The organism is Streptomyces sp. BHT-5-2 (assembly GCF_019774615.1).
In the GTDB taxonomy this organism is placed as follows: Bacteria; Actinomycetota; Actinomycetes; order Streptomycetales; family Streptomycetaceae; genus Streptomyces.
In genome coordinates, this window is record NZ_CP081496.1 from 5,825,337 (window position 1) to 5,848,477 (window position 23,141).

Sequence of the window (23,141 nt, forward strand, 5' to 3'; positions counted from 1 at the left end):
GCCGCACGGGCGGTGTGCCTGAATTTCGGGGAATTTCGGGGATGCGGACGACTGCTTCGTTCTCGGACTGGGAGCCGCCCTCTGCGGCGGCGTTCGGCGAGCGACACTGCCCGGCGACGCCAGGGCCTTATGCCCGGTCGTCAACAAACCGAAACCGCTGGGTAACGCGGCCATCATGCGGTCACCCGAATGGGACGTCAACCCACCGCCGTCCCGAACAGCACGCCGAGGCCGTACGTGACCGCCGCCGCGGCACCGCCCAGCGCCAGCTGACGCAGCCCGCTGAACCACCACGAACGGGCCGTCACCCGCGCCACCACCGCGCCGCAGCCGAAGAGTCCGAGCAGCGCCAGCAGCACCGCAGGCCACAGCACACTGCCCCCCAAGAGATAAGGAAGGAGAGGCAGAAGCGCGCCCAACGCAAAGGATCCGAAGGAAGAAACGGCGGCAACGGTCGGAGAAGGAAGATCCGACGGGTCGATGCCCAATTCCTCGCGGGCGTGGATCTCCAGCGCCTGCTCGGGGTCGCGGGAGAGCTGTTCGGCGACCTTCCGGGCCAGCTCCGGCTCCACCCCGCGGGACTCGTAGAGGGCCGCCAGCTCCTCCTGTTCGTCCTTGGGGTGCTTGCGCAGCTCGGCCCGCTCGATGTCCAGCTCCGCGACCACCAGTTCACGCTGCGAGGCCACCGAGGTGTACTCCCCCGCAGCCATCGAGAACGCACCGGCCGCCAGCCCCGCCAGGCCGGTGATCACGATCGTCTGCTGCGACACCGCACCACCGGCCACGCCCGTCATCAGCGCGAGATTGGACACCAGGCCGTCCATCGCACCGAAGACGGCGGGGCGCAACCAGCCGCCGTTCACGTCACGGTGGGTGTGGTTGTCGCGGTGCGCCGCATGCGTCGGCGCGGCGGCGTCCATGATCTCCATGACCGACATATCCAGACCTGCTCTCTCCTTGCGAGGCGTGGGCCGATGGCGGCACTTCCCCCTCCAACCCCTCGAAGTTATGCGCGGATTACCCTGCTCCGCTAGCAAGGAAGGCCGAACTTACCTCGCTGACCTGCGGCTTTACCGAAACGGCAAGCTTGTGATCCGGATCACAAGACTGTCTGCGGGCGGCGGCACCCGCCGGGACGGTCGACCGGGTGACCCTGCGGCCCCGGACAGGAGACCCGGGCCGCCGCGGGGGACGGATACCGGGCGGGACACGGACTCCGGACGCCTCCGGCCGTCCGCCCCGACGGCCCCCTCAGCCCGCGAAAGGACACCCCGATGACGGACGCCGCCACCACCGCCACCCCGGCCCGGCCCGCCCCCGAGCCGCCGGACCCCGAGGGGCCCCCGGCCCCCTGCGGCAGCGCCCCGGAGCCCGAGGTCTCCCCGCTGGAGGACCGGGCGGCCGGCGCCCTCGTCGGGGCCGCGGTCGGCGACGCCCTCGGCGGGCCGGCCGAGGGCCTGACGCCGGAACAGATCGTGGCCCGGCACGGCGGCCGCATCGAGGGCATCGTCGGGCCGTTCCACCCGGATTGGCGCACCGCGCGACCGCTCGCGCCGTACCACAAGGGCGACGGCCACATCACCGACGACACCCTGATGACCCATGCGCTGGTCCGCGTCTACGAGACGGTCCGCGACCACCTCGACGCCTACGCCGTCGCCGACCACCTCGTCCCCGACCTGATCGGCACGCCCCGCTGGATCCCCGAACTCGAGGCCGAGGCACTGCCGTTGCAGCGGATCTTCCTCGCCGAGAAGTGGATCGTGGCACGGCTGCACTACGGCCACGCCGATCCGCGCGAGGCCGGCGTCGGAAACATCGTCAACTCCGGTGCGGCGATGTACATGACGCCGGTCGGCATCGTCAACGCCGGTAATCCGGACCGGGCCTACACCGAGGCGCTGGACATCTCCGCCGCCCACCAGTCCTCCTACGGGCGGGAGGCGGCCGGGGTGTTCGCCGCCGCGGTGGCCGCCGCGTTCCTGCCGGACGCCACCCCGGCCACGGTCGTCGGACACGCCCTGCGGCTGGCGAAGGACGGCACCCGGGCGGCGATCGAGGCGGTCTGCGACGTCGCCGCGCCGCACACCGACTACGAGTCCGCGCTGGTGCCGCTGCGGGCGGCGGTCGCCCCCTACGACACCGTCGGCCCGAACCACCGCGAACCGTCCCTGGGCGCCCGCCGGCCCTCCCGCGTGCACGCCGTCGAGGAACTCCCCATCGCCCTGGGCATGCTGCTGGTCGCCGACGGCGACTACCGGGCCGGTGTGCTCGGCGCGGTCAACTACGGGCGCGACTGCGCCGCGATCGCCACGATGACCGGTGCGCTCGCCGGCGCCCTGAACGGCGCGGCGGCGGTGCCCGCCGAGTGGAGCGCCGAGGTCGCCCGGGCCAGCCGGCTCGACCTGCACGCCCCGGCCGTCGCGCTGGCCGGTGTCGCCCGCGAGGTCTTCGCCCGCGACCGGGCCCGCCGTCTGCGCCACGAGCAGTCCTTCGGCGCCCTGGTGGCAGGGACGGTGATGACCGAGGCCAGCGGCCGGTGACGGGCCGGCGGCCGACAGCCGCCGGACGGCACGCCGGACCCGGCCGACACAGCGGAGCGCCGGGCGGTCCCGGTGCGAGCGGGTCCGCCCGGCGCTCCGGTCGGATGGGGGCCGTTCCCGGCCGGCCTCAGGACTTCGCGCCGCCCGGGCTTCCGGCGGCCTCGGCGGACCCGGCGGCGGATCCGGACGCCGAGCCGTCGGCAGGCTTCCCGCCGTCCTCCCGGCCGCCCTCGGCGAGCTGCCACTCCGGTTCGACGATCTCCTCGCGGCCCGGGGCCTTCTTCGCGGAGACGATCATGTAGACGACGGCCAGGACGAGGACCACCAACGCGGTCCAGACGTTCAGCCGCAGGCCCAGGATGTGGTGCGCCTCGTCGACCCGCAGGTACTCGATCCAGGCGCGGCCCGCGCAGTAGGCGGCGACGTAGAGCGCGAAGACCCGCCCGTGGCCGAGGCGGAAGCGCTTGTCCGCCCAGATCACCAGCGCCGCGACGCCCAGGCACCACAGGCACTCGTAGAGGAACGTCGGGTGGTAGGTGCCGCCGATGCGGCCGATCGCCGGGTCCGGGTCGATCTTCAGCGCCCACGGGACGTCGGTCGGCTTGCCGTACAGCTCCTGGTTGAACCAGTTGCCCCAGCGGCCGATCGCCTGGCCGATGGCGAGGCCCGGCGCCAGCGCGTCGGCGTACGCGGGCATCGGGATGCCCCGGCGGCGGCAGCCGATCCAGGCACCGAGCGCGCCCAGCGCGACCGCGCCCCAGATGCCGAGGCCGCCCTGCCACACCTTGAAGGCGTCGAGCGGGTGGCCGTTCTCGCCGAAGTACGGCTCGTACGTCGTGATGACGTGGTACAAACGCCCGCCGACCAGGCCGAAGGGCACCGCCCACACGGCGATGTCGGCGACCGTTCCGGAGCGGCCGCCGCGCTGCACCCAGCGCCGGTTGCCGAGCCAGACGCCGACGAACACGCCGATGATGATGCAGAACGCGTAGCCGCGCAGCGGGATCGGCCCGAGATGGACGACACCGGTCGACGGGCTGGGAATGAATGCGAGGTCCATGGCAGGACCGACGCTACCGCGCCGGGCGGGGTCGACGACAACCCGCCCGGCAACGGCTGCGTAACGGCCACGGCGGCGCAGCGGTCCGTACCGACTGCCCGGCCGGACGGCCGCGGCCGGGCTACTTGCTCTTGTCCGCCGCCAGGACCATCTTCTTCAGGTCCGCGGGGGTGACCCGGCCGCCCTTGACCTGGGAGAGGTCCTTGCCGTTGAGCAGGACGGTCGGGGTGCCGCGGAAGCCGCCACTGGCGAACGCCTCGTTGGACTTGCGGACGAAGCCGTCGTACCGGCCGTCGTGGACGCACTTGGTGAACGCGGCCGACGTCAGACCCGGGACCTTCCCGGCCAGCTGGAGCAGGTACTTCTTGTCGCCGAAGCGGTCCTGCTGCTCGGGCGGCTGGTGGGAGTAGAGGACGTCGTGGTAGTCGCGGAACTTTCCGGCGTCCTGGGCGCACAGGGCGGCGTTGGCGGCGTTCAGCGAGCCGGTGCCGCCGGCGTTGCCGTCGATGAGGGTGGCGAGGTGGTACTCCACCTTGAGCCGGCCGGAGTCCTGGAGCTGGTGGATCACCGGGCGGAAGCCGGTCTCGAACTGCTGGCAGGCCGGGCAGCGGAAGTCCTCCCAGACGGTGAGGGTGGAACGGGCGCCGGCCGGACCCACCTGGACGGCGGGCTTGTCGCCGTCGCTGGCCTTTCTGGGGAGGGCGAAGGCGTCGTCGGTGGTGCTGCCGGTGCCGCCGCCGGAGGACACCCAGACGGCGATCCCGCCGGCCACCGCGAGCACCGCGACCACCGCGCCGGCGACGGCCGACTGGCGGACCCGGCGGGCGCGCGTCCTCTCCTTGTCACGCTGGGCCTGGAGCCGCTCGCGGGCGCTGCTCGTTCCGTCACGCTTCGGGCCGTCATGGTTCTTCTGGTTCACGCCCGTGGACAACGAAGCGGAGGGGCACAGCCGCACCCCTCCGCTCCGAGGTTCGCCCGATCGGACGATCTGCCGGGGTCAGTCCCGGGCCGCGCCGTTCCGGCGCACGCCGTCGCCGAGCCGCCCGGCCAGGGCCCGGACGGCGGTCAGCCCGGCGTCAAGGTCGCCGTCCGCCGCCAGCAGGCACTTGACGAACGCCGAGCCGACGATCACACCGTCGGCGAAGCGGGCCACCTCGGCGGCCTGCTCGGCGTTGGAGACGCCCAGGCCGACGCAGACGGGGAGCCCACGACGGGCGCCCGCCGTGGCGCGGGTGCGGGCCACCAGGTCCTCGGCCTCCCGGCCGACGGACTCGCGGGTGCCGGTGACGCCCATCAGGGACGCGGCGTAGACGAAGCCGCTGCCGGCCTCGGTGATCTTGGCGAGCCGCTCGTCCCGGCTGCTCGGGGCGACCACGAAGACGGTGGCCAGGCCGTGCTGTTCGGCGGCCTTGCGCCAGACCTCGGACTCCTCGACCGGGAGGTCCGGCAGGATGCAGCCGGCGCCGCCCGCCTCGGCGAGGTCGGCGGCGAACCGCTCGACGCCGTAGCGGTCGACAGGGTTCCAGTACGTCATGCAGAGCACCGGCGCGCCGGTGGCGGCGTGCACGTCGCGGACCGTGCGGAGCACGTCGGTGATCCGGACGCCGGCGCGCAGCGCGATGTCGTCGGCGGTCTGGATCACCGGGCCGTCCAGGACCGGGTCGCTGTGCGGCAGCCCGACCTCGACGATGTCGCAGCCGCCGTCGAGCATCTCGGTCAGCGCCCGGATGCCGCCGTCGACGGTGGGGAAGCCGGCCGGGAGGTAGCCGACCAGCGCGGCCCGGTCCTCGGCGCGGGCCTGCGCCAGGACGGACGTCAGGAGTTCGATGTTGCCCGCCATCACTTGTCCCCCTCACCGGTGCGGTCGGCGCCGTTGTCGTTGTCGTAGAGCCCGAAGTAGCGGGCGGCGGTGTCCATGTCCTTGTCGCCGCGGCCGGAGAGGTTGATCAGCAGCAGGCCGTCGGGGCCCAGCTCCCGGCCGACCTCCAGGGCGCCGGCCAGCGCGTGGGCGCTCTCGATGGCCGGGATGATGCCCTCGGTGCGGGACAGCAGGCGCAGGGCCTGCATCGCCGCGTCGTCGGTGACCGCGCGGTACTCGGCGCGGCCGACGTCCTTGAGGTAGGCGTGCTCGGGGCCGATGCCCGGGTAGTCCAGGCCGGCCGAGATCGAGTACGGCTCGGTGATCTGGCCGTCCTCGTCCTGGAGGACGTAGGAGCGGGAGCCGTGCAGGATGCCGGGAGTGCCCTCGGTGAGGGTGGCGGCGTGCTCGCCGGTCTCGATGCCGTGGCCGCCGGGCTCGCAGCCGATCAGGCGGACGCCGGTGTCGGGCAGGAAGGCGTGGAACAGGCCGATGGCGTTGGAGCCGCCGCCGACGCAGGCCAGGGCGGCGTCCGGCAGCCGGCCGGCGCGCTGGAGGATCTGGCGGCGGGCCTCGACGCCGATGACCCGGTGGAAGTCGCGGACCAGGGCCGGGAAGGGGTGCGGGCCGGCGACCGTGCCGAAGAGGTAGTGGGTGCGGTCGACGTTGGCGACCCAGTCGCGGAACGCCTCGTTGATGGCGTCCTTGAGGGTGCGGCTGCCGGACTTCACGGCGATGACCTCGGCGCCGAGCATCCGCATCCGGGCGACGTTGAGGGCCTGCCGCTCGGTGTCGATCTCGCCCATGTAGATGGTGCATTCGAGGCCGAAGAGGGCGCAGGCGGTGGCGGTGGCGACGCCGTGCTGGCCGGCGCCGGTCTCCGCGATGACCCGGGTCTTGCCCATGCGCTTGGTGAGCAGGGCCTGGCCCAGCACGTTGTTGATCTTGTGCGAGCCGGTGTGGTTGAGGTCCTCGCGCTTGAGGAACACCCGGGCCCCGCCGGCGTGTTCGGCGAACCGCGGCACCTCGGTGAGGGCGCTGGGCCGGCCGGTGTAGTTGACCATCAGGTCGTCGAGCTCGGCGGCGAAGGCCGGGTCGGCCTTGGCCTTCTCGTACTCGGCGGCGACCTCGTCCACCGCGGCGACCAGCGCCTCGGGGATGAACTTGCCGCCGAAGGCGCCGAAGTAGCCCTCGGCGCTGGGGACTTGGCCTTCCGGGTCGGGAAGGAAGAAACGGGAACTTTCGGAGGACATCTGAGCACTCCTCGACCGGGGCTCGGCGCCCCGGAGGTCCGGTATGTCGGGATGGCGTGACGGCTGCTCCGCGCACCGCTCCGTCGCCGCTACGGGGACGGACGCGTCAGCGCGCGGTCCCCGGACGCCATCGCCGCCCGTTGATCTGACCCGGCTCGGAGCCGATGTGGTACCGCACCCGGCGCCCCCGGACCCGGCGGGCGGGCGCCCGGCAGCCACGGTGCCACGAGGGAAGCGCAAGGGGGCACCGCCCGCCCGAACGCAGCCGGGAGCGGCGGGACTTGACCTCGGGGCGGAGGGGGGCGGCGGTCATCTCGGGGTGCCTGTCCTGCGGGGCCCGGTCAGTCCCGGCCGTGCCGGATCGCCGGGTGGGAGCCGGCGGCGACCAGATCGGCGACCGCGGCCTTGGGGTCCTTGCCGGTGACCAGGGACTCGCCGACCAGTACGGCGTCGGCGCCGTCGTTGGCGTATGCGATCAGGTCGTGCGGGCCGCGCACGCCGGACTCGGCGACCTTGACGATGTGGTCGGGGACCTCGGGGGCGACCCGGGCGAAGGTGCCGCGGTCGACCTCCAGGGTCTTGAGGTCGCGGGCGTTGATCCCGATGATCTTCGCGCCGGCGGCCACCGCGCGGGCGACCTCCTCCTCGTCGTGCGCCTCGACCAGCGGCGTCAGCCCGATCGACTCGGCCCGCTCGATCAGCGAGACCAGGGCCTCCTGCTCCAGCGCGGCGACGATCAGCAGCGCGAGGTCCGCGCCGTAGGCCCGGGCCTCCCACAGCTGGTAGGCGGTGACGATGAAGTCCTTGCGCAGGACGGGGATGTCGACCTTGGCGCGGACGGCCTCCAGGTCGGCCAGCGAGCCGCCGAACCGGCGCTGCTCGGTGAGGACGGAGATCACCGCGGCACCGCCCGCCTCGTAGTCGGCGGCCAGGCCCGCGGGGTCGGCGATCGCGGCGAGCGCGCCCTTGGACGGGCTGGAGCGCTTGACCTCGCAGATCACCCGGACGCCCTCGCCCTTCAGGGCGGCGACGCCGTCCTTGGCCGGGCGCGCCTTGCGGGCCCGCTCCTTGAGCTCGTCGAGGCCGACGCGCGCCTGCCGCTCTGCGAGGTCGGCGCGGACTCCGTCGATGATCTCGTCGAGCACGCTCACGCGAGCGGCCTCCTTCTTGAAGGGTGGCGGTGGACAGCGGCCGGTGGGACGCGAACCGTCGTCCCGGCCGGTCCTTTGATGGTATCCGCCGCGAGGGGCAGGTAGCGCATCCGGTTGACCGCGGTCCCACGAACTGGACGACTTCGGGGTGCCCGGCGGTACGCCCCGGGGGCCGCGGCGGGCCGCGGACGGGGGTGCGTCACGGCCGCAGTCCGGCGCCGAGGGGGAGGTTGCGGACGAGCGTGAAGACCAGCAGCAGGCCGCCCAGCGCCCACCAGTGGGCCGGTCGGGGCCGCGGGCCCGGCGTGGGCAGGCCGCGCACCGCGCGGGCCGCCCAGACCAGCCAGAAGAGCGCGAACGCGGCGTAGCCGGCCACCGCGGGGGCGTTGGCGCCGAGCGCCGCGAGGAGGTCGCCGTGCGCGACGGCGTGCGCGCTGCGCAGCCCGCCGCAGGCCGGACAGAGCAGGCCGGTGAGGTGCCGCAGCGGACAGACCGGGTAGTGGCCCGGTTCGTTGGGGTCGACGGTGCCGACCCAGGTGAAGGCGGCGACCACCGCCGCCAGGGTGCCGGCCGGTGCGGCGAGCCGGCGCAGTGGCCCGCGGGAGGTGTCCGGCCGGGGCCGGACCACATGATCACTCACGGTGCCGATGGTGCTACCGGACGCAAGAAGGCGCAGCTTCTTCGCCGCCGTACGGGGCGCGGGCCCTACGGGGCGGGAAGCGGCGCCTCCGGGGTGCTGCGGAGCGGGGCTCAGCCCTCCTGCGGCCGGGCCTTCGCGGCGGGCTCGGCCGAGCGCTTGGGCTCCTGGCCGAGGCCGGCCGCGCGCATCAGGCCACCCACGACGGCGCCGGCGCCGATCAGCACCATGCCCGCCCAGAAGCCGGCGACATTGCCCACCACGATGAAGGCACCGGCCACACAGAAGCCGATGAAGGCGATGATGACGCCGGTCCAGGCGGCGGGGGTGTGTCCGTGGCCACTGCTCGACATGGAGTGCTCCTCGTTGCTGAAGTCGCGCCGGGGTCCGGGCGCGCGAATGTCGTCGTCCATTGTCACCGATGCCGGGCGGGGCCCTTTTACCGGGTGGGGTCCTCGCCGCGGTCCAGGGACTTCCAGATCTCCTCGGGGCGCTCCAGGTCCGGCGGCGCCGCGGCGCGCCGCGGGCCGCGGGCGCCGCCGGGGGTGCGCTCGTACCGGCCCGACATCGCGGGCCAGAGGCGGCCGAAGACCAGGGCCAGGACCCCGGCGAGGAGCAGCAGCAGGCCGCCGGCGGCGGCCACCCAGGGCCAGACGGTGTGCGTGACGTGATGCACATCGGCGGTGTTCAGGCCGACCGCGTCGGCGGCCTTCTCGCGCAGCGCCGAGGTGTCGGCGTAGCCGAGGGCGGCGGCGGCGGTGACGCCGAGGCCGCTGAGGGCCAGCAGGGCGGCGACCACGATCCGGCCGACCCGACGGACCGCGAAGACGGCGACCAGGGCGGCCAGGCCGACCACCGCCAGCGCGCCGGGCACGCCGGTCACGTCGGCGCCGGTCACGGTGCGCGGCAGCTCGCCCTGGGCGAGCGCCGCGGTGCCCCGGGCCCAGGTGCGGCCGGAGGCGAGCAGCGCCAGGCCCGCGCCGGCGGCGCCGAGCAGCAGCGCCAGGGCCAGCGAGCGCCGGGCGCTGCTGCGGGGCCGGGCCGGGGCGGGAGCCGGCTCGGTGTCGGTACGGGACTGGGGTACGGCACTCACGCGTACCACTATCGCCTACCGGCCCTCGCGGGCCGCCGTGCGGGGGTGCGGCCGGTCATTTGCCCAGGTGGTTGGCGGTGTGGACGGCCCGGAGGACGGCGGCGGCCTTGTTGCGGCACTCGGTGTCCTCGGCGTCCGGGTCGGAGTCGGCGACGATGCCGGCGCCGGCCTGGACGTAGGCCGTGCCGTCCCGCAGCAGGGCGGTGCGGATGGCGATGGCGGTGTCGGAGTCCCCGGCGAAGTCCAGATAGCCCACGCAGCCGCCGTAGAGGCCGCGCCGGGTCGGCTCCAGCTCCTCGATGATCTGCAGGGCGCGCGGCTTGGGGGCGCCGGAGAGGGTGCCGGCGGGGAAGCAGGCGGTGAGCACGTCGAAGGCGGTGCGGTCGGCGGCGACCGTGCCGGTGACGGTGGAGACGATGTGCATGACGTGGCTGTAGCGCTCGACGGACATGAAGTCGACGACCTCGACGCTGCCCGGCTCGCAGACCCGGCCCAGGTCGTTGCGGCCGAGGTCGACCAGCATCAGGTGCTCGGCGCGCTCCTTGGGGTCGGCCATCAGCTCGTCGGCGAGCGCCTGGTCCTCCTGGACGGACGAGCCGCGCGGGCGGGTGCCGGCGATCGGGTGCACCATGGCCCGGCCGTTCTCGACCTTGACCAGCGCCTCGGGGCTGGAGCCGACGACGTCGAAGGCCGCCCCCTCGGGGTCTCCGTTGCCCTCGAAGCGGAAGAGGTACATGTAGGGGCTGGGGTTGGTGGCCCGCAGCACGCGGTAGACGTCCAACGCGCTTGCCGTGCAGGGGGTTTCGAACCGCTGCGAGGGCACCACCTGGAACGCCTCGCCGGCCCGGATGCGCTCCTTGACGTCGTCGACGGCGGCCTTGAAGTTGTCGGCGCCCCACTCGCCGGTGTACGGGGGCAGCGCGGTCGGCGGGAGCGCGGCGGCGCTCGCGGGCGCGGGGCGGGCGAGGTCGTCGGCCATGGCGTCCAGGCGGGCCACCGCGTCCGCGTACGCCTCGTCGACGCCGGTCGCCAGGTCGTTGTGGTTGATGGCGTTGGCGATCAGCAGGACCGTGCCGCTCCAGTGGTCCAGGACGGCGAGGTCGGAGGTGAGCAGCATGGTGAGCTCGGGCAGGCCGAGGTCGTCGGTGGTGTGCTCGCCGACCTTCTCCAGGCGGCGCACGATGTCGTAGCCGAGGTAGCCGACCATGCCGCCGGTGAACGGGGGCAGTCCCTCGCCCTCGATGAGGTCGCGGGGCGTGTGCAGGGCCTCGACGGTGGCGCGCAGCGCGGCGAGCGGGTCGCCGCCGGTGGGGACGCCGACCGGCGGGGTGCCGAGCCAGTGCGCCCGGCCGTCGCGGGCGGTGAGCGTCGCGGCGCTGCGCACTCCGATGAACGAGTACCGCGACCACGTACGGCCGTTCTCGGCCGATTCGAGGAGGAAGGTGCCGGGGCGCTCGCCGGCGAGCTTGCGGTAGAGGCCGACCGGGGTGTCGCCGTCCGCGAGGAGGCGCCGGGTGACGGGGATGACCCGCCGGTCCTCGGCGAGCGTGCGGAAGGTGTCGAGGTCGGGTGTGGCGGTGCCGGTGGTTCCCGTGGTCATGGGAGCGGAGCCTACTGGTCGGTGGCGGGTGCGCTCGTGAGAACGTCGGCATCGAAGCAGGTGCGGGCTCCGGTGTGGCAGGCGGCGCCGACCTGGTCGACCTTGACCAGGACGGTGTCGGCGTCGCAGTCCAGGGCGACGGACCGGACGTGTTGGAAGTGCCCGGAGGTGTCGCCCTTGACCCAGTACTCCTGTCGGCTGCGGGACCAGTAGGTGCAGCGGCCGGTGGTGAGGGTGCGGTGCAGCGCCTCGTCGTCCATCCAGCCGAGCATCAGCACCTCGCCGGTGTCGTACTGCTGGGCGATGGCCGGGAACAGGCCGTCCGCGCCGCGCTTGAGGCGGGCGGCGACGGCGGGGTCCAGCGAGGAGGCGGTGACACGGCTGCTGCTCATGGGTCCATTGTGCCGTGCGGCATCCTGCTGCCATGGACCAGTCGCCCTCCCCCGACCCGCCACCGCCGCCGGACCCGGACCGGGTGGCGAAGATGGCGGTGCGGGTGCTGGCGGCGGTCTTCGTGGCGGCGCTGGTGGCCGCGGTGGTGGTGGGGGTGCTGGTGCTGCGCGGGTGACGGGGCGCGCGGGGCCGGGGCGATGCGCCGTGGCAGGTGGGGCGGGGCGGTCGTAGGCTGGCCGTATGTCGACCCATGCGAAGCGTGAACGGCTCCTTCTGGCCGACCTGTTGGAGAGCGCGGGCCCCGAGGCGCCGACGCTGTGCGAGGGCTGGACGACGCGGGATCTGGCCGCGCACGTGGTGGTGCGCGAGCGCCGTGCCGACGCGTCCGCGGGGATCGTGGTCAAGCCGCTGGCCGCGCGGCTCGCGCGGGTGCAGGCCGAGTTCGCGGCGAAGCCGTACGAGGAGCTGCTGCGGCTGATCAGGACCGGCCCGCCGAGGATGTCGCCGTTCGCCCTCAAGCAGATCGACGAGGCGTCCAACACCGTGGAGTTCTACGTCCACGCCGAGGACGTGCGGCGGGCCCGGCCGGACTGGACGCCGCGCGAGCCGGACGCGGTCTTCGCGGACGCGCTGTGGGCGCGGCTGGAGCGGGCGGCGCGGGTGCTGGGCCGCCGGGCGCCGGTGGGGCTGGTGCTGCGGCGGCCGGACGGGCAGACGGCGGTGGCGCATCGGGGCACCCCGGTGGTGACGGTCACCGGCGAGCCGGGCGAGCTGACGCTGTTCGCCTTCGGGCGGCAGGAGGCGGCGCGGGTCGAACTGGACGGGGACGAGGACGCGGTGGCGCGGGTGCTGGAGGCGGAGCTGGGGGTGTGACCGGGGTGCACCGCGGCGCCCGGCCGGCGGCACCGGCGCCCGGTGCCCGCGGGCCTCACGCCGTGCCCTTCGCCAGGTGGGCCCGCAGGATGCGGTCGAGTTCGCGGGCGGCGCGCGGCGGTGAGACGTCGCCGCGGTGCGCGACCGAGACCACCCGGTGCATGCCGGGGGTGGCGAACGGGGTGATGCGCAGGCCGGAGCGTTCGGCGACCATGCTGGGGACGACGGCGATACCGAGCCCGGCCCGGACGAAGCCGAGCACGGCGTCCATCTCACCGCCCTCGACGGTGAAGGTGGGTTCAAAACCCGCCGCGCGGCAGGCCGCGGTGGTGAATTCGCGCAGGTCGTAGCCGCGGCGGAACATCGCCAGCGGGCGGCCGCGGAGGTCCTCGACACGAATCCGGGTGCGCCGGCCGGTCACCGGGGCCGGGCGGCCGGGGGCGGAGACCACCACCAGTTCCTCGCGCAGCAGCTCTGCGGTGGCCAGCGCCGGGGCCTGGCCGGGCAGCGGGGTGATGATCAGCGCCAGGTCCAGCTCGCCGTCGGCCAGGGCCCGGACGAGGTCCTGGGAGCCGTCCTCGGTGACGATCAGTTCGACGCCCGGGTAGCCGGTGTGGAAGGCGCTGAGCACGTCGGGGACGAGGCTGGCGCAGAGGCTGGGCGGGGCGCCGAGGCGGAGCCGGCCGCGGCGCAGCTGGGCGACCTCCTGGACCTCGCGGCGGGCGGTCTCGGTGTCGGCGAGGATCCGGCGGGCGAGCGGCAGCAGCGTCTCGCCGGCGTCGGTGAGGGTGATGTGGCCGCGGGCGCGGTGGAAGAGGTCGGCGCCCAACTCCCGTTCCAGGGCCCGGATCTGCTGGGAGAGCGAGGGCTGGGCGACGTGTTCGCGCTCGGCGGCGCGGGTGAAGTGGCGGGTGTCGGCCACGGCCGTGAAATAGCGGAGCTGCTGCAGCTGCATGGGGCGAATATAGATCAACGATAGGAGCAGCCTATGGAGATCAGCTCCACCATGTCTTGGACTGATGACCGGATGCCTCCCTACCGTCGGCTCCATGGCATTGGCAACGCGGACGGACCGACGGTCGTCGGATCAGCGCAGTGCGCGGCGGCGCTCCGTGAGGGGCGGCGGCCGGGCGACGGGCGGGCACCCCCTGTGGGACAGCTCCGTCGGCAAGAAGACGGTGATGGCCGTCAGCGGCCTGATCATGCTGCTGTACCTGGTCGCCCACATGATCGGGAACCTCAAGATCTACTTCGGCGCGGGCGAGTTCGACCACTACGCCCACTGGCTGCGCACCGTCGGCGAGCCCTTCATGCACTACGAGTGGACGCTCTGGCTGATCCGGGTCGTCCTCGTCGTCGCGGTGGTCGCCCACGCCACGGCCGCGTACCAGCTCAGCCGCCGCGGCATCAGGGCGCGGCCGAGCAACTACGCCCGCCCGTCGCCCGGCCGCCGCCCCACACGGAGGCGCTTCGCGCCGCTGGACCTCTTCGGGCCGCGGGCGAGCTACGCGACGCGCACCATGCGGTGGGGCGGGATCATCCTCGGCCTGTTCATCGTCTGGCACGTCCTCGACCTGACGACCGGCACCGTGCACCCGGGCGGCTTCCAGGAGGGCCACCCGTACCAGAACGTCGTGGACACCTTCTCCACCTGGTACGGCAACGTCGTCTACATCGTGGCGATGCTCGCCCTCGGCATGCACATCCGGCACGGCTTCTGGAGCGCCGTCCAGACCCTCGGCGTCGGCAGCCGGGCCCACGACCGGGCCCTGAAGACCGTCGCCAACGTCCTCGCGCTGCTGCTCACGGCCGGCTTCGTCGCCGTCCCCGTGGGCGTCATGACCGGAGTGGTGAGCTGAGATGACCCCCTACACCGACTACACGGCCGGGGAACCGGCCGTCGACACCAAGGCCCCCGCCGGCCCGATCCACGAGCGCTGGGACAAGCGCCGCTTCGAGGCCAGGCTGGTCAACCCCGCCAACCGGCGCAAGCACACGGTCATCGTCGTCGGCACCGGTCTCGCCGGCGGCTCCGCCGGCGCCACCCTCGCCGAACAGGGCTACCACGTCGTCCAGTTCTGCTACCAGGACTCCCCGCGCCGGGCCCACTCGATCGCCGCGCAGGGCGGCATCAACGCCGCGAAGAACTACCGCAACGACGGCGACTCCGTCCACCGCCTCTTCTACGACACCGTCAAGGGCGGCGACTTCCGGGCGCGGGAGTCCAACGTCCACCGGCTGGCGCAGATCTCGGTCGAGATCATCGACCAGTGCGTGGCACAGGGCGTGCCGTTCGCCCGCGAGTACGGCGGTCTGCTCGACACCCGGTCCTTCGGCGGCGTCCAGGTCTCCCGCACCTTCTACGCCCGCGGCCAGACGGGACAGCAGCTCCTCCTCGGTGCCTACCAGGCGCTGTCGCGGCAGATCGCCGCCGGGAACGTGGAGATGCATCCGCGCACCGAGATGCTGGACCTGATCGTCGTCGACGGGCGGGCCCGCGGCATCGTGGCGCGGGACCTCCTGACCGGGGAGGTCTCCGCCCACTTCGCGGACGCGGTGGTGCTCGCCTCCGGCGGCTACGGCAACGTCTTCTACCTGTCGACGAACGCCATGAACTCCAACGCCACCGCGGTGTGGCGCGCCCACCGCCGCGGCGCCCACTTCGCCAACCCCTGCTTCACCCAGATCCACCCGACCTGCATCCCGCGCACCGGCGACCACCAGTCGAAGCTGACGCTGATGAGCGAGTCGCTGCGCAACGACGGCCGGATCTGGGTGCCGAAGGCCAAGGGAGACACCCGCCCGCCGCACGAGATCCCCGAGGACGAGCGCGACTACTACCTGGAGCGCATCTACCCGTCCTTCGGCAACCTGGTGCCGCGCGACATCGCCTCCCGGGCCGCCAAGAACGTCTGCGACGAGGGCCACGGCGTCGGCCCCGGCGGGCAGGGCGTCTACCTGGACTTCGCCGACGCGATCCGGCGGATGGGCCGCGCGGCCGTCGAGGCGAAGTACGGCAACCTCTTCGACATGTACCAGCGGATCACCGACGAGGATCCGTACCGGGTGCCGATGCGGATCTACCCGGCCGTGCACTACACGATGGGCGGCCTGTGGGTCGACTACGACCTGCAGACCACGGTTCCGGGGCTGTTCGCGATCGGCGAGGCCAACTTCTCCGACCACGGCGCCAACCGGCTGGGGGCCAGCGCCCTGATGCAGGGGCTGGCCGACGGCTACTTCGTCCTGCCGGCCACGATCAACGACTACCTGGCGCGCAACCCGCACCAGGAGGCCGTCGCCGCCGGCCATCCGGTGGTCCAGGAGGTGCTGGCCGAAACCGAGGACCGGCTGAACCTGCTGCTGGCCGTCGACGGCGACCGCACCCCCGACTCCTTCCACCGCGAACTCGGCGAACTCATGTGGGAGTACTGCGGGATGGCCCGCACCGACGCGGGACTGCGCAAGGCCCTTGCGCGCATCCCGCAGATCCGCGAGGAGTTCTGGCGGCGGATCAAGGTGCCCGGCACCGGCGCGGAGTTCAACCAGTCGCTGGAGAAGGCCAACCGGGTCGTCGACTACCTGGAGCTCGCCGAGCTGATGTGCCTGGACGCGCTGCACCGCGCCGAGTCCTGCGGCGGCCACTTCCGCGAGGAGTCGCAGACCCCGGACGGCGAAGCGGCCCGCCGGGACGGGGAGTTCGGCTACGCGGCGGCCTGGGAGTTCACCGGCACCGGCGCGGCCCCCGTCCTGCACAAGGAAGACCTGGTCTTCGAGTACGTCCACCCCACCCAGCGGAGCTACGCATGAGGCTCACCCTGCGCGTCTGGCGGCAGCAGAACGCCGATGCCGACGGCGCCATGTCCACCTACGAGGTCGACGGCATATCCCCGGACATGTCCTTCCTGGAGATGCTCGACACCCTCAACGAGGAGCTGATCCTCAAGGACGAGGACCCGGTCGCCTTCGACCACGACTGCCGCGAGGGCATCTGCGGGGCCTGCTCGCTCGTCATCAACGGCGATGCGCACGGCCCGGAGCGGACCACCACCTGCCAGCTCCACATGCGGTCCTTCAAGGACGGCGACACCATCGACGTCGAGCCGTGGCGGGCGGCGGCCTTCCCGGTCGTGAAGGACCTGGTCGTCGACCGCTCGGCCTTCGACCGGATCGTCCAGGCCGGCGGCTACATCACCGCGCCGACCGGCTCCGCGCCGGAGGCGCACGCCACGCCGGTGCCGAAGCCGGACGCCGACGCCGCGTTCGAGCACGCCGAGTGCATCGGGTGCGGCGCCTGCGTCGCGGCCTGCCCCAACGGCGCGGCGATGCTCTTCACGTCCGCGAAGGTCAACCACCTCAACGTGCTGCCGCAGGGCGCTCCGGAGCGCGAGTCCCGGGTGCTGGACATGGTGGCCCAGATGGACACCGAGGGCTTCGGCGGCTGCACGCTGGCGGGCGAGTGCGCCACCGCCTGCCCCAAGGGCATCCCGCTGTTCAGCATCACCCGGATGAACCGGGAGTTCATCCGGGCGGTGCGCAAGCAGCGCTGACCACCGGGCGGGCCGGTCACCGCACCGGGTGGCCGGCCTCCCGCAGCGCGTCCTTGACCTGGCCGATGCGCAGGTCGCCGAAGTGGAAGACGGAGGCGGCCAGCACGGCGTCGGCGCCGGCGGCCACCGCGGGCGCGAAGTCGGCGAGCCGGCCGGCGCCACCGGAGGCGATGACCGGGACGGTGACGTGCCGGCGGACCGCCTCGATCATCTCCACGTCGTAGCCGTCCTTGGTGCCGTCGGCGTCCATGGAGTTCAGCAGGATCTCCCCGGCGCCCAGCTCCGCGGCGCGGTGCGCCCACTCCACGGCGTCGATCCCGGCCGAGCGGCGGCCGCCGTGCGTGGTGACCTCGAACGTCCCGGTCGCGGTACGGCGGGCGTCCACGGACAGCACCAGCACCTGGCTGCCGAAGCGTTCGGCGATCTCCTTGATCAGCTCCGGGCGGGCGATCGCCGCGGTGTTGACCCCGACCTTGTCGGCGCCGGCCCGCAGCAGCCTGTCGACGTCCTCCGCGGTGCGCACCCCGCCGCCGACGGTCAGCGGGATGAAGACCTGCTCGGCGGTGCGGCGGACCACGTCGTAGGTGGTCTCGCGGTTGCCGGAGGACGCGGTGATGTCGAGGAAGGTCAGCTCGTCGGCGCCCTCCGCGCCGTAGACCTTCGCCATCTCGACCGGGTCCCCGGCGTCGCGGAGGTTTTGGAAGTTGACGCCCTTGACGACGCGGCCGTTGTCGACGTCCAGGCAGGGGATGACACGGACCGCCAGGGTCATGACGGGTTAGCCCTCTCGTTCGGTGTCCCGGGCGGTGTCCCGGAACGCTTCCAGTTCTACTTCCACCAGGACGCGGGAGTCGACGAAGCCGGAGACCACCACGAGGGTCGTGGCGGGCGGCGCGGCCTCGAACAGCTCGCGGTGGGCGCGGGCGGCGGCGTCCGCGTCCCGCAGGTGGGTCAGGTACATCCGGGTGCGCAGCACGTCGGCGACGCCCAGCCCGAAGGGTTTGAGCGCCGCCAGCGCGTTCCCGAAGGCCACCTTGGTCTGCACGTAGGGGTCGCCCTCGCCCTGGAGGACGCCGCCGACCAGCGGCATGGTGCCGGCGACCAGGACCCGGTCACCTGCGGCCACCGCGCGTGCGAAGCCGATGGACTCTTCCCAGGGACTGTCGGTCCGGACCCGCTCGATGCTCATCACGCCGCCTTCCTCAGTGGCCGGTTGCGGCACCCGCGGCTACGACACCGCCGCCAGCGCCTCTTCGAGGGTGAACGCCTTCGCGTAGAGCGCCTTTCCGACGATGGAGCCCTCGACACCCTCCGGCACCAGCGCGGCGATCGCCCGCAGGTCGTCGAGGGAGGAGACGCCGCCGGAGGCGACGACCGGGCGGTCGGTGGCCGCGCAGACGTTCTTCAGCAGCTCCAGGTTGGGGCCCTGGAGGGTGCCGTCCTTGTTGATGTCGGTGACGACGTAGCGGGCGCAGCCCTCGGAGTCCAGGCGGGCCAGCGTCTCGTAGAGGTCGCCGCCGTCGCGGGTCCAGCCGCGGCCGCGCAGGGTGGTGCCGCGGACGTCCAGGCCCACCGCGATCTTCTCGCCGTGCTCGGCGATGATCTTGGCGACCCACTCGGGGTCCTCCAGCGCCGCGGTGCCGATGTTGACCCGGGTGCAGCCGGTGGCCAGGGCGGCGGCCAGCGAGTCGTCGTCGCGGATGCCGCCGGACAGCTCGACCTTGATGTCCATGGAGCGGGCGACCTCGGCGATCTGCGCGCGGTTGTCGCCGGTGCCGAAGGCGGCGTCCAGGTCGACCAGGTGCAGCCACTCGGCGCCGGCCGACTGCCAGGCCAGGGCGGCCTGGAGCGGGTCGCCGTAGGAGGTCTCCGAGCCGGACTCGCCGTGCACCAGGCGGACGGCCTGACCGTCGCGGACGTCGACGGCGGGCAGCAGTTCAAGCTTCTTCACAGCGTTCACAGCGTTTCGATCCAGTTGGTGAGGAGCTGGGCACCGGCGTCGCCGGACTTCTCGGGGTGGAACTGGGTGGCCCACAGGGGACCGTTCTCGACCGCGGCGACGAACGGCTCGCCGTGCGTGGCCCAGGTGACCTTCGGCGCGGCTATCTGGACGTTGCCGACCTCCAGCTCCCAGTCGTGGACCGCGTAGGAGTGCACGAAGTAGTAGCGGGCGTCGGCGGGCATCCCGGCGAAGAGCCGCGAGCCCTCGGCGGCGCGGACGGTGTTCCAGCCCATGTGCGGGACGACCTCGGCCTTGAGCGGGCCGACCGTGCCGGGCCACTCGTCGAGGCCGTCGGTCTCCACACCGTGCTCGATGCCGCGCCCGAAGAGGATCTGCATCCCGACGCAGATGCCCATCACCGGGCGGCCGCCGGACAGCCGGCGCCCCACGATCCAGTCGCCGCGGACCTCCTTCAGCCCGCGCATGCACGCGGCGAACGCGCCGACACCGGGCACCAGCAGCCCGTCGGCGTTCATCGCGGCGTCGTAGTCGCGGGTGATCGTGACGTCCGCGCCGACGTGTGCCAGGGCCCGCTCGGCGGACCGGACGTTGCCGAAGCCGTAGTCGAGGACGACGACCTTCTTGGCGGCCTTCGCCACCGATCGCGGCGTGTTCTGCTGCGCGGCGCTCAATTCCACACCTCCAGCCGCAGCACCCCGGCCACCAGGCACATCGCGGAGGCGATGGCCATCAGGGTGATCACGCTCTTGGGGATCTGCTGCTTCCAGAACGAGTAGACCCCGCCGAGCAGGAAGAGGCCCACGAGGATGAAGACGGTGGACAGGCCGTTCACTAGAGCGCGCCCTTCGTGGAGGGGAGGATGCCGGCCGCCCGCGGGTCGCGCTCGCTGGCGTACCGCAGGGCCCGGGCGAGCGCCTTGAACTGGCACTCCACGATGTGGTGGGCGTTGCGCCCGTACGGGACGTGGACGTGCAGCGCGATCTGGGCCTGGGCCACGAAGGACTCGAGTATGTGCCGGGTCATCGTGGTGTCGTAGGTGCCGATCATCGGCGCCATGTTCTCCGGCTCGGTGTGCACCAGGTACGGCCGGCCGGAGAGGTCGACGGTCACCTGGGCCAGCGACTCGTCCAGCGGGACGGTGCAGTTGCCGAAGCGGTAGATGCCGACCTTGTCGCCGAGCGCCTGCTTGAAGGCGGCGCCCAGCGCGAGGGCGGTGTCCTCGATCGTGTGGTGGGTGTCGATGTGCAGATCGCCGTCGGTCTTGACCTTGAGGTCGAAGAGGCCGTGCCGGCCGAGCTGGTCGAGCATGTGGTCGTAGAAGCCGACGCCGGTCGAGACGTCGACCTGGCCCGTGCCGTCGAGATCGATCTCGACCAGCACGGTGGTCTCCTTGGTGGTGCGCTCCACGCGCCCCACACGGGCGGTCGCCCCGCTCATCGCTTGTTCTCCTTCAGGCTGCGTTCTTTGAGCACCGCGCGCACCGCGTCGAGGAACGCGTCGTTCTCGGTCGGGGTGCCGGCGGTGACCCGCAGCCAGCCCGGTACTCCGTTGTCGCGGACCAGCACGCCGTGGTCGAGGATCGCCTGCCAGGCGGCGTGCGCGTCGTCGAAGAGGCCGAACTGGACGAAGTTGGCGTCCGAGTCGACGACCTGGCAGCCGCTCGCGCGCAGTTCGGTGACCAGGCGGTCCCGCTCGCCCTTGAGCTGCTCGACGTACGACAGCAGCGTATCGGTGTGCTCCAGGGCGGCGAGCGCGGTGGCCTGGGTGACGGCCGAGAGGTGGTACGGCAGGCGGACCAGCTGGACGGCGTCGACCACGGCGGGGTCGGCGGCGAGGTAGCCCAGCCGGAGCCCGGCGGCGCCGAACGCCTTGGACATCGTCCGGGAGAGGACCATGTTCGGCCGGCCCTCGATCAGCGGCAGCAGCGACGGGCGGTGGCTGAACTCGACGTACGCCTCGTCGACCACCACCAGCGCGCCACCGGTGCCGGCGCGGGCGGCCTGCGCGGCCTCGTACAGCGCGAGGACGGTGTCGGCCCCGACGGCGCTGCCGGTGGGGTTGTTCGGCGAGCAGACGAAGACCACGTCGGGCCGGTGCTCGGCGATGGCGGCGCGGGCCGCCGCCACGTCGATGGTGAAGTCGTCGTTCCGCGGGCCGGAGATCCAGCCGGTGCCGGTGCCGCGCGAGATCAGCGCGTGCATGGAGTACGACGGCTCGAAGCCGAGGGCGGTGCGGCCGGGGCCGCCGAAGGTCTGCAGCAGCTGCTGGATGACCTCGTTGGAGCCGTTGGCGGCCCAGACCTGGCCGACGGCCACCGGGTGGCCGGCGGTGCGGGTGAGGTAGGCCGCCAGTTCCGTGCGCAGCTCGATCGCGTCCCGGTCGGGGTAGCGGTTGAGGTGGCGGGCGGCCTCGGTGACCCGCTCGGCGATCCGCCGCACCAGCGGCTCGGGGAGCGGGTAGGGGTTCTCGTTGGTGTTGAGGCGTACCGGGACGTCCAACTGCGGCGCGCCGTAAGGGGACTTGCCGCGCAGCTCGTCCCGGATGGGGAGTTCGTCCATTCTGGACACGGGGGTGTTCTTGGTCACGTGCGTGCTCACTTGCCGTTCTGCGGTTGCGGTCCTCGCGTCTCGGGGAAACGCGCCATGACTGCCGCTCCGTGGGCCGGGAGGTCCTCGGCCTCGGCGAGGGTCACCACGTGGTGGGCGACCTCGGCCAGCGCCTCCCGCGAGTAGTCCACGACGTGGATGCCGCGCAGGAACGACTGGACGGACAGTCCGGAGGAGTGGCAGGCGCAGCCACCGGTGGGCAGGACGTGGTTGGAACCGGCGCAGTAGTCGCCGAGGGAGACCGGGGCGTAGGGGCCGACGAAGACCGCGCCGGCGTTGCGGACCCGGGCGGCGACCGCGGCGGCGTCCGCGGTCTGGATCTCCAGGTGCTCGGCGCCGTAGGCGTCCACCACCGCGAGGCCCTCGTCGAGGCCGTCGACCAGGACGATCGCGGACTGCCGGCCGGACAGTGCCGGCACGATGCGGTCCTCGACGTGCCTGGTGGCCTCGATCTGCGGGGCCAGCTCCTTCTCGGTGCGGTCGGCCAGCTCCTCGGAGTCGGTGACCAGGACGGCGGCGGCCATCGGGTCGTGCTCGGCCTGGCTGATCAGGTCGGCGGCGACGTGGACCGGGTCGGCGGTGTGGTCGGCGAGAACCGCGATCTCGGTGGGTCCGGCCTCGGAGTCGATGCCGATCCGGCCCTTGAGCAGGCGCTTGGCGGCGGCGACGTAGATGTTGCCGGGGCCGGTGACCAGATTGACCGGGGCGCACTCGTCGGTGCCGTAGGCGAACATCGCGACGGCCTGGGCGCCGCCCGCGGCGTACACCTCGTCGACGCCGAGCAGGGCGCAGGCGGCGAGGATCGTCGGGTGCGGCAGGCCACCGAAGTCGGCCTGCGGCGGGGAGGCGACGGCGAGCGAGCCGACGCCGGCCTCCTGGGCGGGGACGACGTTCATGACGACGGAGGACGGGTAGACCGACCGGCCGCCGGGGACGTAGAGGCCGACCCGCTCGACGGGGACCCAGCGCTCGGTGACCGTGCCGCCGGGCACGACCTCGGTGGTGACGTCGGTGCGGCGCTGCTCGCGGTGGACGATCCGGGCGCGCCGGACGGACTCCTCCAGGGCGGCGCGGACCTTCGGGTCCAGCGCGTCGAGGGCCTCGGTGAGGGCCTCCGCCGGGACCCGGACCCGCTCGATCTCGACGCCGTCGAACCGCCGCGCGTACTCGATCAGCGCCGCGGTGCCGCGATGGCGTACGTCCTCGCAGATCGGCCGAACCTTCTCCAGGGCGGCTTCCACGTCGAACTCGGCACGGGGCAGCAGGTCGCGCAGGGCGGCGCCCTCGGGGAGGGCGGCGCCACGCAGATCGATTCGGGAGATCACTCCCCCAGTGTCTCAGACCCGCCGCCGGGCCCGAGCGGCCGTATCACCGAGTGATACGTACTGCGGACGGGCCGGACGACCGCCGGACCGGACCGCGAAGTTGACCGGAGTTGGCCCTGACCACACGTGTTCAACCCGTCACCGGGCGGGCAAGGGGTCGGTGCGGGCCCACGGGGAGCCCCACAGGGCGGGCGGAACAGCGCCCGCCGGGACGCGTCCGAACAGGTATCGGGACC

27 protein-coding genes are annotated in these 23,141 nt (G+C 73.1%); 6 read left to right on the forward strand and 21 right to left on the reverse strand.

Translation table 11 applies throughout. The features are described from left to right. Positions 1 to 197 precede the first annotated feature (197 nt). Positions 198 to 929 (reverse strand): VIT1/CCC1 transporter family protein, encoded by a 732-nt coding sequence (locus tag K2224_RS25785; RefSeq protein WP_221908884.1) that lies wholly within the window; start codon positions 927 to 929, stop codon positions 198 to 200. Between the two features lie 345 nt (positions 930 to 1,274). On the opposite strand from K2224_RS25785, the gene K2224_RS25790 reads away from it, so the two are divergent. Further along, positions 1,275 to 2,543 carry an ADP-ribosylglycohydrolase family protein gene (locus tag K2224_RS25790; RefSeq protein ID WP_221908885.1) on the forward strand — a complete coding sequence of 423 codons (1,269 nt, stop codon included), beginning with the start codon at positions 1,275 to 1,277 and terminating at the stop codon, positions 2,541 to 2,543. Positions 2,544 to 2,670: 127 nt separating this feature from the next. Here K2224_RS25790 and lgt read toward each other — a convergent pair whose 3' ends face one another. From lgt to hisI, 11 genes are all read right to left on the reverse strand, one after another. Next, positions 2,671 to 3,603, reverse strand: coding sequence for a prolipoprotein diacylglyceryl transferase (gene lgt / locus K2224_RS25795; RefSeq protein WP_221908886.1), 933 nt, complete (start codon positions 3,601 to 3,603; stop codon positions 2,671 to 2,673). Positions 3,604 to 3,724: 121 nt separating this feature from the next. Continuing rightward, complete coding sequence (locus K2224_RS25800) at positions 3,725 to 4,522, reverse strand: thioredoxin domain-containing protein (protein WP_221908887.1); 798 nt, start codon at positions 4,520 to 4,522, stop codon at positions 3,725 to 3,727. A gap of 78 nt (positions 4,523 to 4,600) precedes the next feature. Then, the gene (gene trpA, locus K2224_RS25805) at positions 4,601 to 5,443 is read right to left on the reverse strand and encodes a tryptophan synthase subunit alpha (protein WP_221908888.1); all 843 of its coding nucleotides are present in this window, start codon (positions 5,441 to 5,443) and stop codon (positions 4,601 to 4,603) included. Further along, complete coding sequence (gene trpB, locus K2224_RS25810) at positions 5,443 to 6,714, reverse strand: tryptophan synthase subunit beta (RefSeq protein WP_221908889.1); 1,272 nt, start codon at positions 6,712 to 6,714, stop codon at positions 5,443 to 5,445. The genes trpA and trpB overlap by 1 nt, the downstream gene beginning before the upstream one ends. A 106-nt stretch (positions 6,715 to 6,820) precedes the next feature. Next, positions 6,821 to 7,027, reverse strand: a complete 207-nt coding sequence (gene trpM / locus K2224_RS40810) for a tryptophan biosynthesis modulator TrpM (RefSeq protein WP_260693230.1) — start codon at positions 7,025 to 7,027, stop codon at positions 6,821 to 6,823. Positions 7,028 to 7,055: 28 nt separating this feature from the next. Next, positions 7,056 to 7,865, reverse strand: a complete 810-nt coding sequence (gene trpC / locus K2224_RS25815) for an indole-3-glycerol phosphate synthase TrpC (RefSeq protein ID WP_221908890.1) — start codon at positions 7,863 to 7,865, stop codon at positions 7,056 to 7,058. Positions 7,866 to 8,064: 199 nt separating this feature from the next. After that, positions 8,065 to 8,505, reverse strand: a complete 441-nt coding sequence (locus tag K2224_RS25820) for a DUF2752 domain-containing protein (RefSeq protein ID WP_260693233.1) — start codon at positions 8,503 to 8,505, stop codon at positions 8,065 to 8,067. Between the two features lie 110 nt (positions 8,506 to 8,615). Then, positions 8,616 to 8,855: an HGxxPAAW family protein gene (locus K2224_RS25825; RefSeq protein ID WP_221908891.1), complete on the reverse strand. Its 240-nt coding sequence runs from the start codon at positions 8,853 to 8,855 to the stop codon at positions 8,616 to 8,618. Positions 8,856 to 8,941: 86 nt separating this feature from the next. Then, positions 8,942 to 9,595 (reverse strand): TIGR02234 family membrane protein, encoded by a 654-nt coding sequence (locus tag K2224_RS25830; protein ID WP_221908892.1) that lies wholly within the window; start codon positions 9,593 to 9,595, stop codon positions 8,942 to 8,944. Positions 9,596 to 9,650: 55 nt separating this feature from the next. Beyond that, positions 9,651 to 11,195 (reverse strand): anthranilate synthase component I, encoded by a 1,545-nt coding sequence (locus K2224_RS25835; RefSeq protein ID WP_221908893.1) that lies wholly within the window; start codon positions 11,193 to 11,195, stop codon positions 9,651 to 9,653. Positions 11,196 to 11,206: 11 nt separating this feature from the next. Then, positions 11,207 to 11,587, reverse strand: coding sequence for a phosphoribosyl-AMP cyclohydrolase (gene hisI / locus K2224_RS25840; RefSeq protein WP_221908894.1), 381 nt, complete (start codon positions 11,585 to 11,587; stop codon positions 11,207 to 11,209). 32 nt (positions 11,588 to 11,619) lie between these two features. On the opposite strand from hisI, the gene K2224_RS25845 reads away from it, so the two are divergent. After that, positions 11,620 to 11,763 carry a hypothetical protein gene (locus tag K2224_RS25845; RefSeq protein ID WP_221908895.1) on the forward strand — a complete coding sequence of 48 codons (144 nt, stop codon included), beginning with the start codon at positions 11,620 to 11,622 and terminating at the stop codon, positions 11,761 to 11,763. Between the two features lie 65 nt (positions 11,764 to 11,828). Next, positions 11,829 to 12,461, forward strand: coding sequence for a TIGR03085 family metal-binding protein (locus tag K2224_RS25850; RefSeq protein ID WP_221908896.1), 633 nt, complete (start codon positions 11,829 to 11,831; stop codon positions 12,459 to 12,461). A gap of 55 nt (positions 12,462 to 12,516) precedes the next feature. Here K2224_RS25850 and K2224_RS25855 read toward each other — a convergent pair whose 3' ends face one another. Then, the gene (locus tag K2224_RS25855) at positions 12,517 to 13,416 is read right to left on the reverse strand and encodes a LysR family transcriptional regulator (protein ID WP_221908897.1); all 900 of its coding nucleotides are present in this window, start codon (positions 13,414 to 13,416) and stop codon (positions 12,517 to 12,519) included. Between the two features lie 226 nt (positions 13,417 to 13,642). Between K2224_RS25855 and K2224_RS25860 the strand changes: the two genes are divergently transcribed. Genes K2224_RS25860 through K2224_RS25870 form a run of 3 tightly spaced genes read left to right on the forward strand, consistent with a single transcriptional unit; the run spans position 13,643 to position 17,011 of the window. Continuing rightward, positions 13,643 to 14,320 carry a succinate dehydrogenase gene (locus K2224_RS25860; protein WP_399020135.1) on the forward strand — a complete coding sequence of 226 codons (678 nt, stop codon included), beginning with the start codon at positions 13,643 to 13,645 and terminating at the stop codon, positions 14,318 to 14,320. A 1-nt stretch (position 14,321) separates the two neighbouring features. After that, complete coding sequence (locus K2224_RS25865; RefSeq protein ID WP_221908899.1) at positions 14,322 to 16,271, forward strand: fumarate reductase/succinate dehydrogenase flavoprotein subunit; 1,950 nt, start codon at positions 14,322 to 14,324, stop codon at positions 16,269 to 16,271. Beyond that, positions 16,268 to 17,011, forward strand: coding sequence for a succinate dehydrogenase/fumarate reductase iron-sulfur subunit (locus K2224_RS25870; RefSeq protein WP_221908900.1), 744 nt, complete (start codon positions 16,268 to 16,270; stop codon positions 17,009 to 17,011). Before K2224_RS25865 ends, K2224_RS25870 begins: the two co-directional genes overlap by 4 nt. A 16-nt stretch (positions 17,012 to 17,027) precedes the next feature. On the opposite strand, the gene hisF is transcribed toward K2224_RS25870, so the two are convergent. Genes hisF through hisD form a run of 8 tightly spaced genes read right to left on the reverse strand, consistent with a single transcriptional unit; the run spans position 17,028 to position 22,905 of the window. Beyond that, a complete protein-coding gene (gene hisF / locus K2224_RS25875; protein WP_221908901.1) occupies positions 17,028 to 17,783 on the reverse strand; it encodes an imidazole glycerol phosphate synthase subunit HisF in 756 nt (251 codons plus the stop codon). Between the two features lie 6 nt (positions 17,784 to 17,789). Next, entirely contained in the window at positions 17,790 to 18,200 is a 411-nt protein-coding gene (locus tag K2224_RS25880; protein ID WP_221908902.1) for a Rid family hydrolase, read from the reverse strand. Between the two features lie 39 nt (positions 18,201 to 18,239). Further along, positions 18,240 to 18,962 carry a bifunctional 1-(5-phosphoribosyl)-5-((5-phosphoribosylamino)methylideneamino)imidazole-4-carboxamide isomerase/phosphoribosylanthranilate isomerase PriA gene (gene priA, locus K2224_RS25885; protein WP_221908903.1) on the reverse strand — a complete coding sequence of 241 codons (723 nt, stop codon included), beginning with the start codon at positions 18,960 to 18,962 and terminating at the stop codon, positions 18,240 to 18,242. A gap of 5 nt (positions 18,963 to 18,967) precedes the next feature. After that, on the reverse strand, positions 18,968 to 19,645 hold the full coding sequence (gene hisH / locus K2224_RS25890; RefSeq protein WP_398197949.1) for an imidazole glycerol phosphate synthase subunit HisH: 678 nt from the start codon (positions 19,643 to 19,645) through the stop codon (positions 18,968 to 18,970). After that, entirely contained in the window at positions 19,642 to 19,806 is a 165-nt protein-coding gene (locus tag K2224_RS25895) for a hypothetical protein (protein ID WP_167739075.1), read from the reverse strand. Before K2224_RS25895 ends, hisH begins: the two co-directional genes overlap by 4 nt. Next, on the reverse strand, positions 19,806 to 20,411 hold the full coding sequence (gene hisB / locus K2224_RS25900) for an imidazoleglycerol-phosphate dehydratase HisB (RefSeq protein ID WP_018536733.1): 606 nt from the start codon (positions 20,409 to 20,411) through the stop codon (positions 19,806 to 19,808). Before hisB ends, K2224_RS25895 begins: the two co-directional genes overlap by 1 nt. Beyond that, positions 20,408 to 21,541, reverse strand: a complete 1,134-nt coding sequence (locus K2224_RS25905) for a histidinol-phosphate transaminase (protein WP_221909926.1) — start codon at positions 21,539 to 21,541, stop codon at positions 20,408 to 20,410. The genes hisB and K2224_RS25905 overlap by 4 nt, the downstream gene beginning before the upstream one ends. A gap of 26 nt (positions 21,542 to 21,567) precedes the next feature. Continuing rightward, positions 21,568 to 22,905, reverse strand: coding sequence for a histidinol dehydrogenase (gene hisD, locus K2224_RS25910; protein WP_221908904.1), 1,338 nt, complete (start codon positions 22,903 to 22,905; stop codon positions 21,568 to 21,570). Positions 22,906 to 23,141 lie beyond the last annotated feature (236 nt).

What these genes read in the sequence shown, in the direction of transcription:
- K2224_RS25785 (WP_221908884.1), bottom strand. Translation starts at nt 929, where the DNA reads ATGGAGATCATGGACGCCGCCGCGCCGACGCATGCGGCGCACCGCGAC.
- K2224_RS25790 (WP_221908885.1), top strand. Translation starts at nt 1,275, where the DNA reads ATGACGGACGCCGCCACCACCGCCACCCCGGCCCGGCCCGCCCCCGAG.
- lgt (WP_221908886.1), bottom strand. Translation starts at nt 3,603, where the DNA reads ATGGACCTCGCATTCATTCCCAGCCCGTCGACCGGTGTCGTCCATCTC.
- trpA (WP_221908888.1), bottom strand. Translation starts at nt 5,443, where the DNA reads ATGGCGGGCAACATCGAACTCCTGACGTCCGTCCTGGCGCAGGCCCGC.
- trpB (WP_221908889.1), bottom strand. Translation starts at nt 6,714, where the DNA reads ATGTCCTCCGAAAGTTCCCGTTTCTTCCTTCCCGACCCGGAAGGCCAA.
- trpM (WP_260693230.1), bottom strand. Translation starts at nt 7,027, where the DNA reads ATGACCGCCGCCCCCCTCCGCCCCGAGGTCAAGTCCCGCCGCTCCCGG.
- K2224_RS25825 (WP_221908891.1), bottom strand. Translation starts at nt 8,855, where the DNA reads ATGTCGAGCAGTGGCCACGGACACACCCCCGCCGCCTGGACCGGCGTC.
- K2224_RS25835 (WP_221908893.1), bottom strand. Translation starts at nt 11,195, where the DNA reads ATGACCACGGGAACCACCGGCACCGCCACACCCGACCTCGACACCTTC.
- hisI (WP_221908894.1), bottom strand. Translation starts at nt 11,587, where the DNA reads ATGAGCAGCAGCCGTGTCACCGCCTCCTCGCTGGACCCCGCCGTCGCC.
- K2224_RS25845 (WP_221908895.1), top strand. Translation starts at nt 11,620, where the DNA reads ATGGACCAGTCGCCCTCCCCCGACCCGCCACCGCCGCCGGACCCGGAC.
- K2224_RS25850 (WP_221908896.1), top strand. Translation starts at nt 11,829, where the DNA reads ATGTCGACCCATGCGAAGCGTGAACGGCTCCTTCTGGCCGACCTGTTG.
- K2224_RS25855 (WP_221908897.1), bottom strand. Translation starts at nt 13,416, where the DNA reads ATGCAGCTGCAGCAGCTCCGCTATTTCACGGCCGTGGCCGACACCCGC.
- K2224_RS25860 (WP_399020135.1), top strand. Translation starts at nt 13,643, where the DNA reads ATGGCCGTCAGCGGCCTGATCATGCTGCTGTACCTGGTCGCCCACATG.
- K2224_RS25865 (WP_221908899.1), top strand. Translation starts at nt 14,322, where the DNA reads ATGACCCCCTACACCGACTACACGGCCGGGGAACCGGCCGTCGACACC.
- K2224_RS25870 (WP_221908900.1), top strand. Translation starts at nt 16,268, where the DNA reads ATGAGGCTCACCCTGCGCGTCTGGCGGCAGCAGAACGCCGATGCCGAC.
- hisF (WP_221908901.1), bottom strand. Translation starts at nt 17,783, where the DNA reads ATGACCCTGGCGGTCCGTGTCATCCCCTGCCTGGACGTCGACAACGGC.
- K2224_RS25880 (WP_221908902.1), bottom strand. Translation starts at nt 18,200, where the DNA reads ATGAGCATCGAGCGGGTCCGGACCGACAGTCCCTGGGAAGAGTCCATC.
- hisB (WP_018536733.1), bottom strand. Translation starts at nt 20,411, where the DNA reads ATGAGCGGGGCGACCGCCCGTGTGGGGCGCGTGGAGCGCACCACCAAG.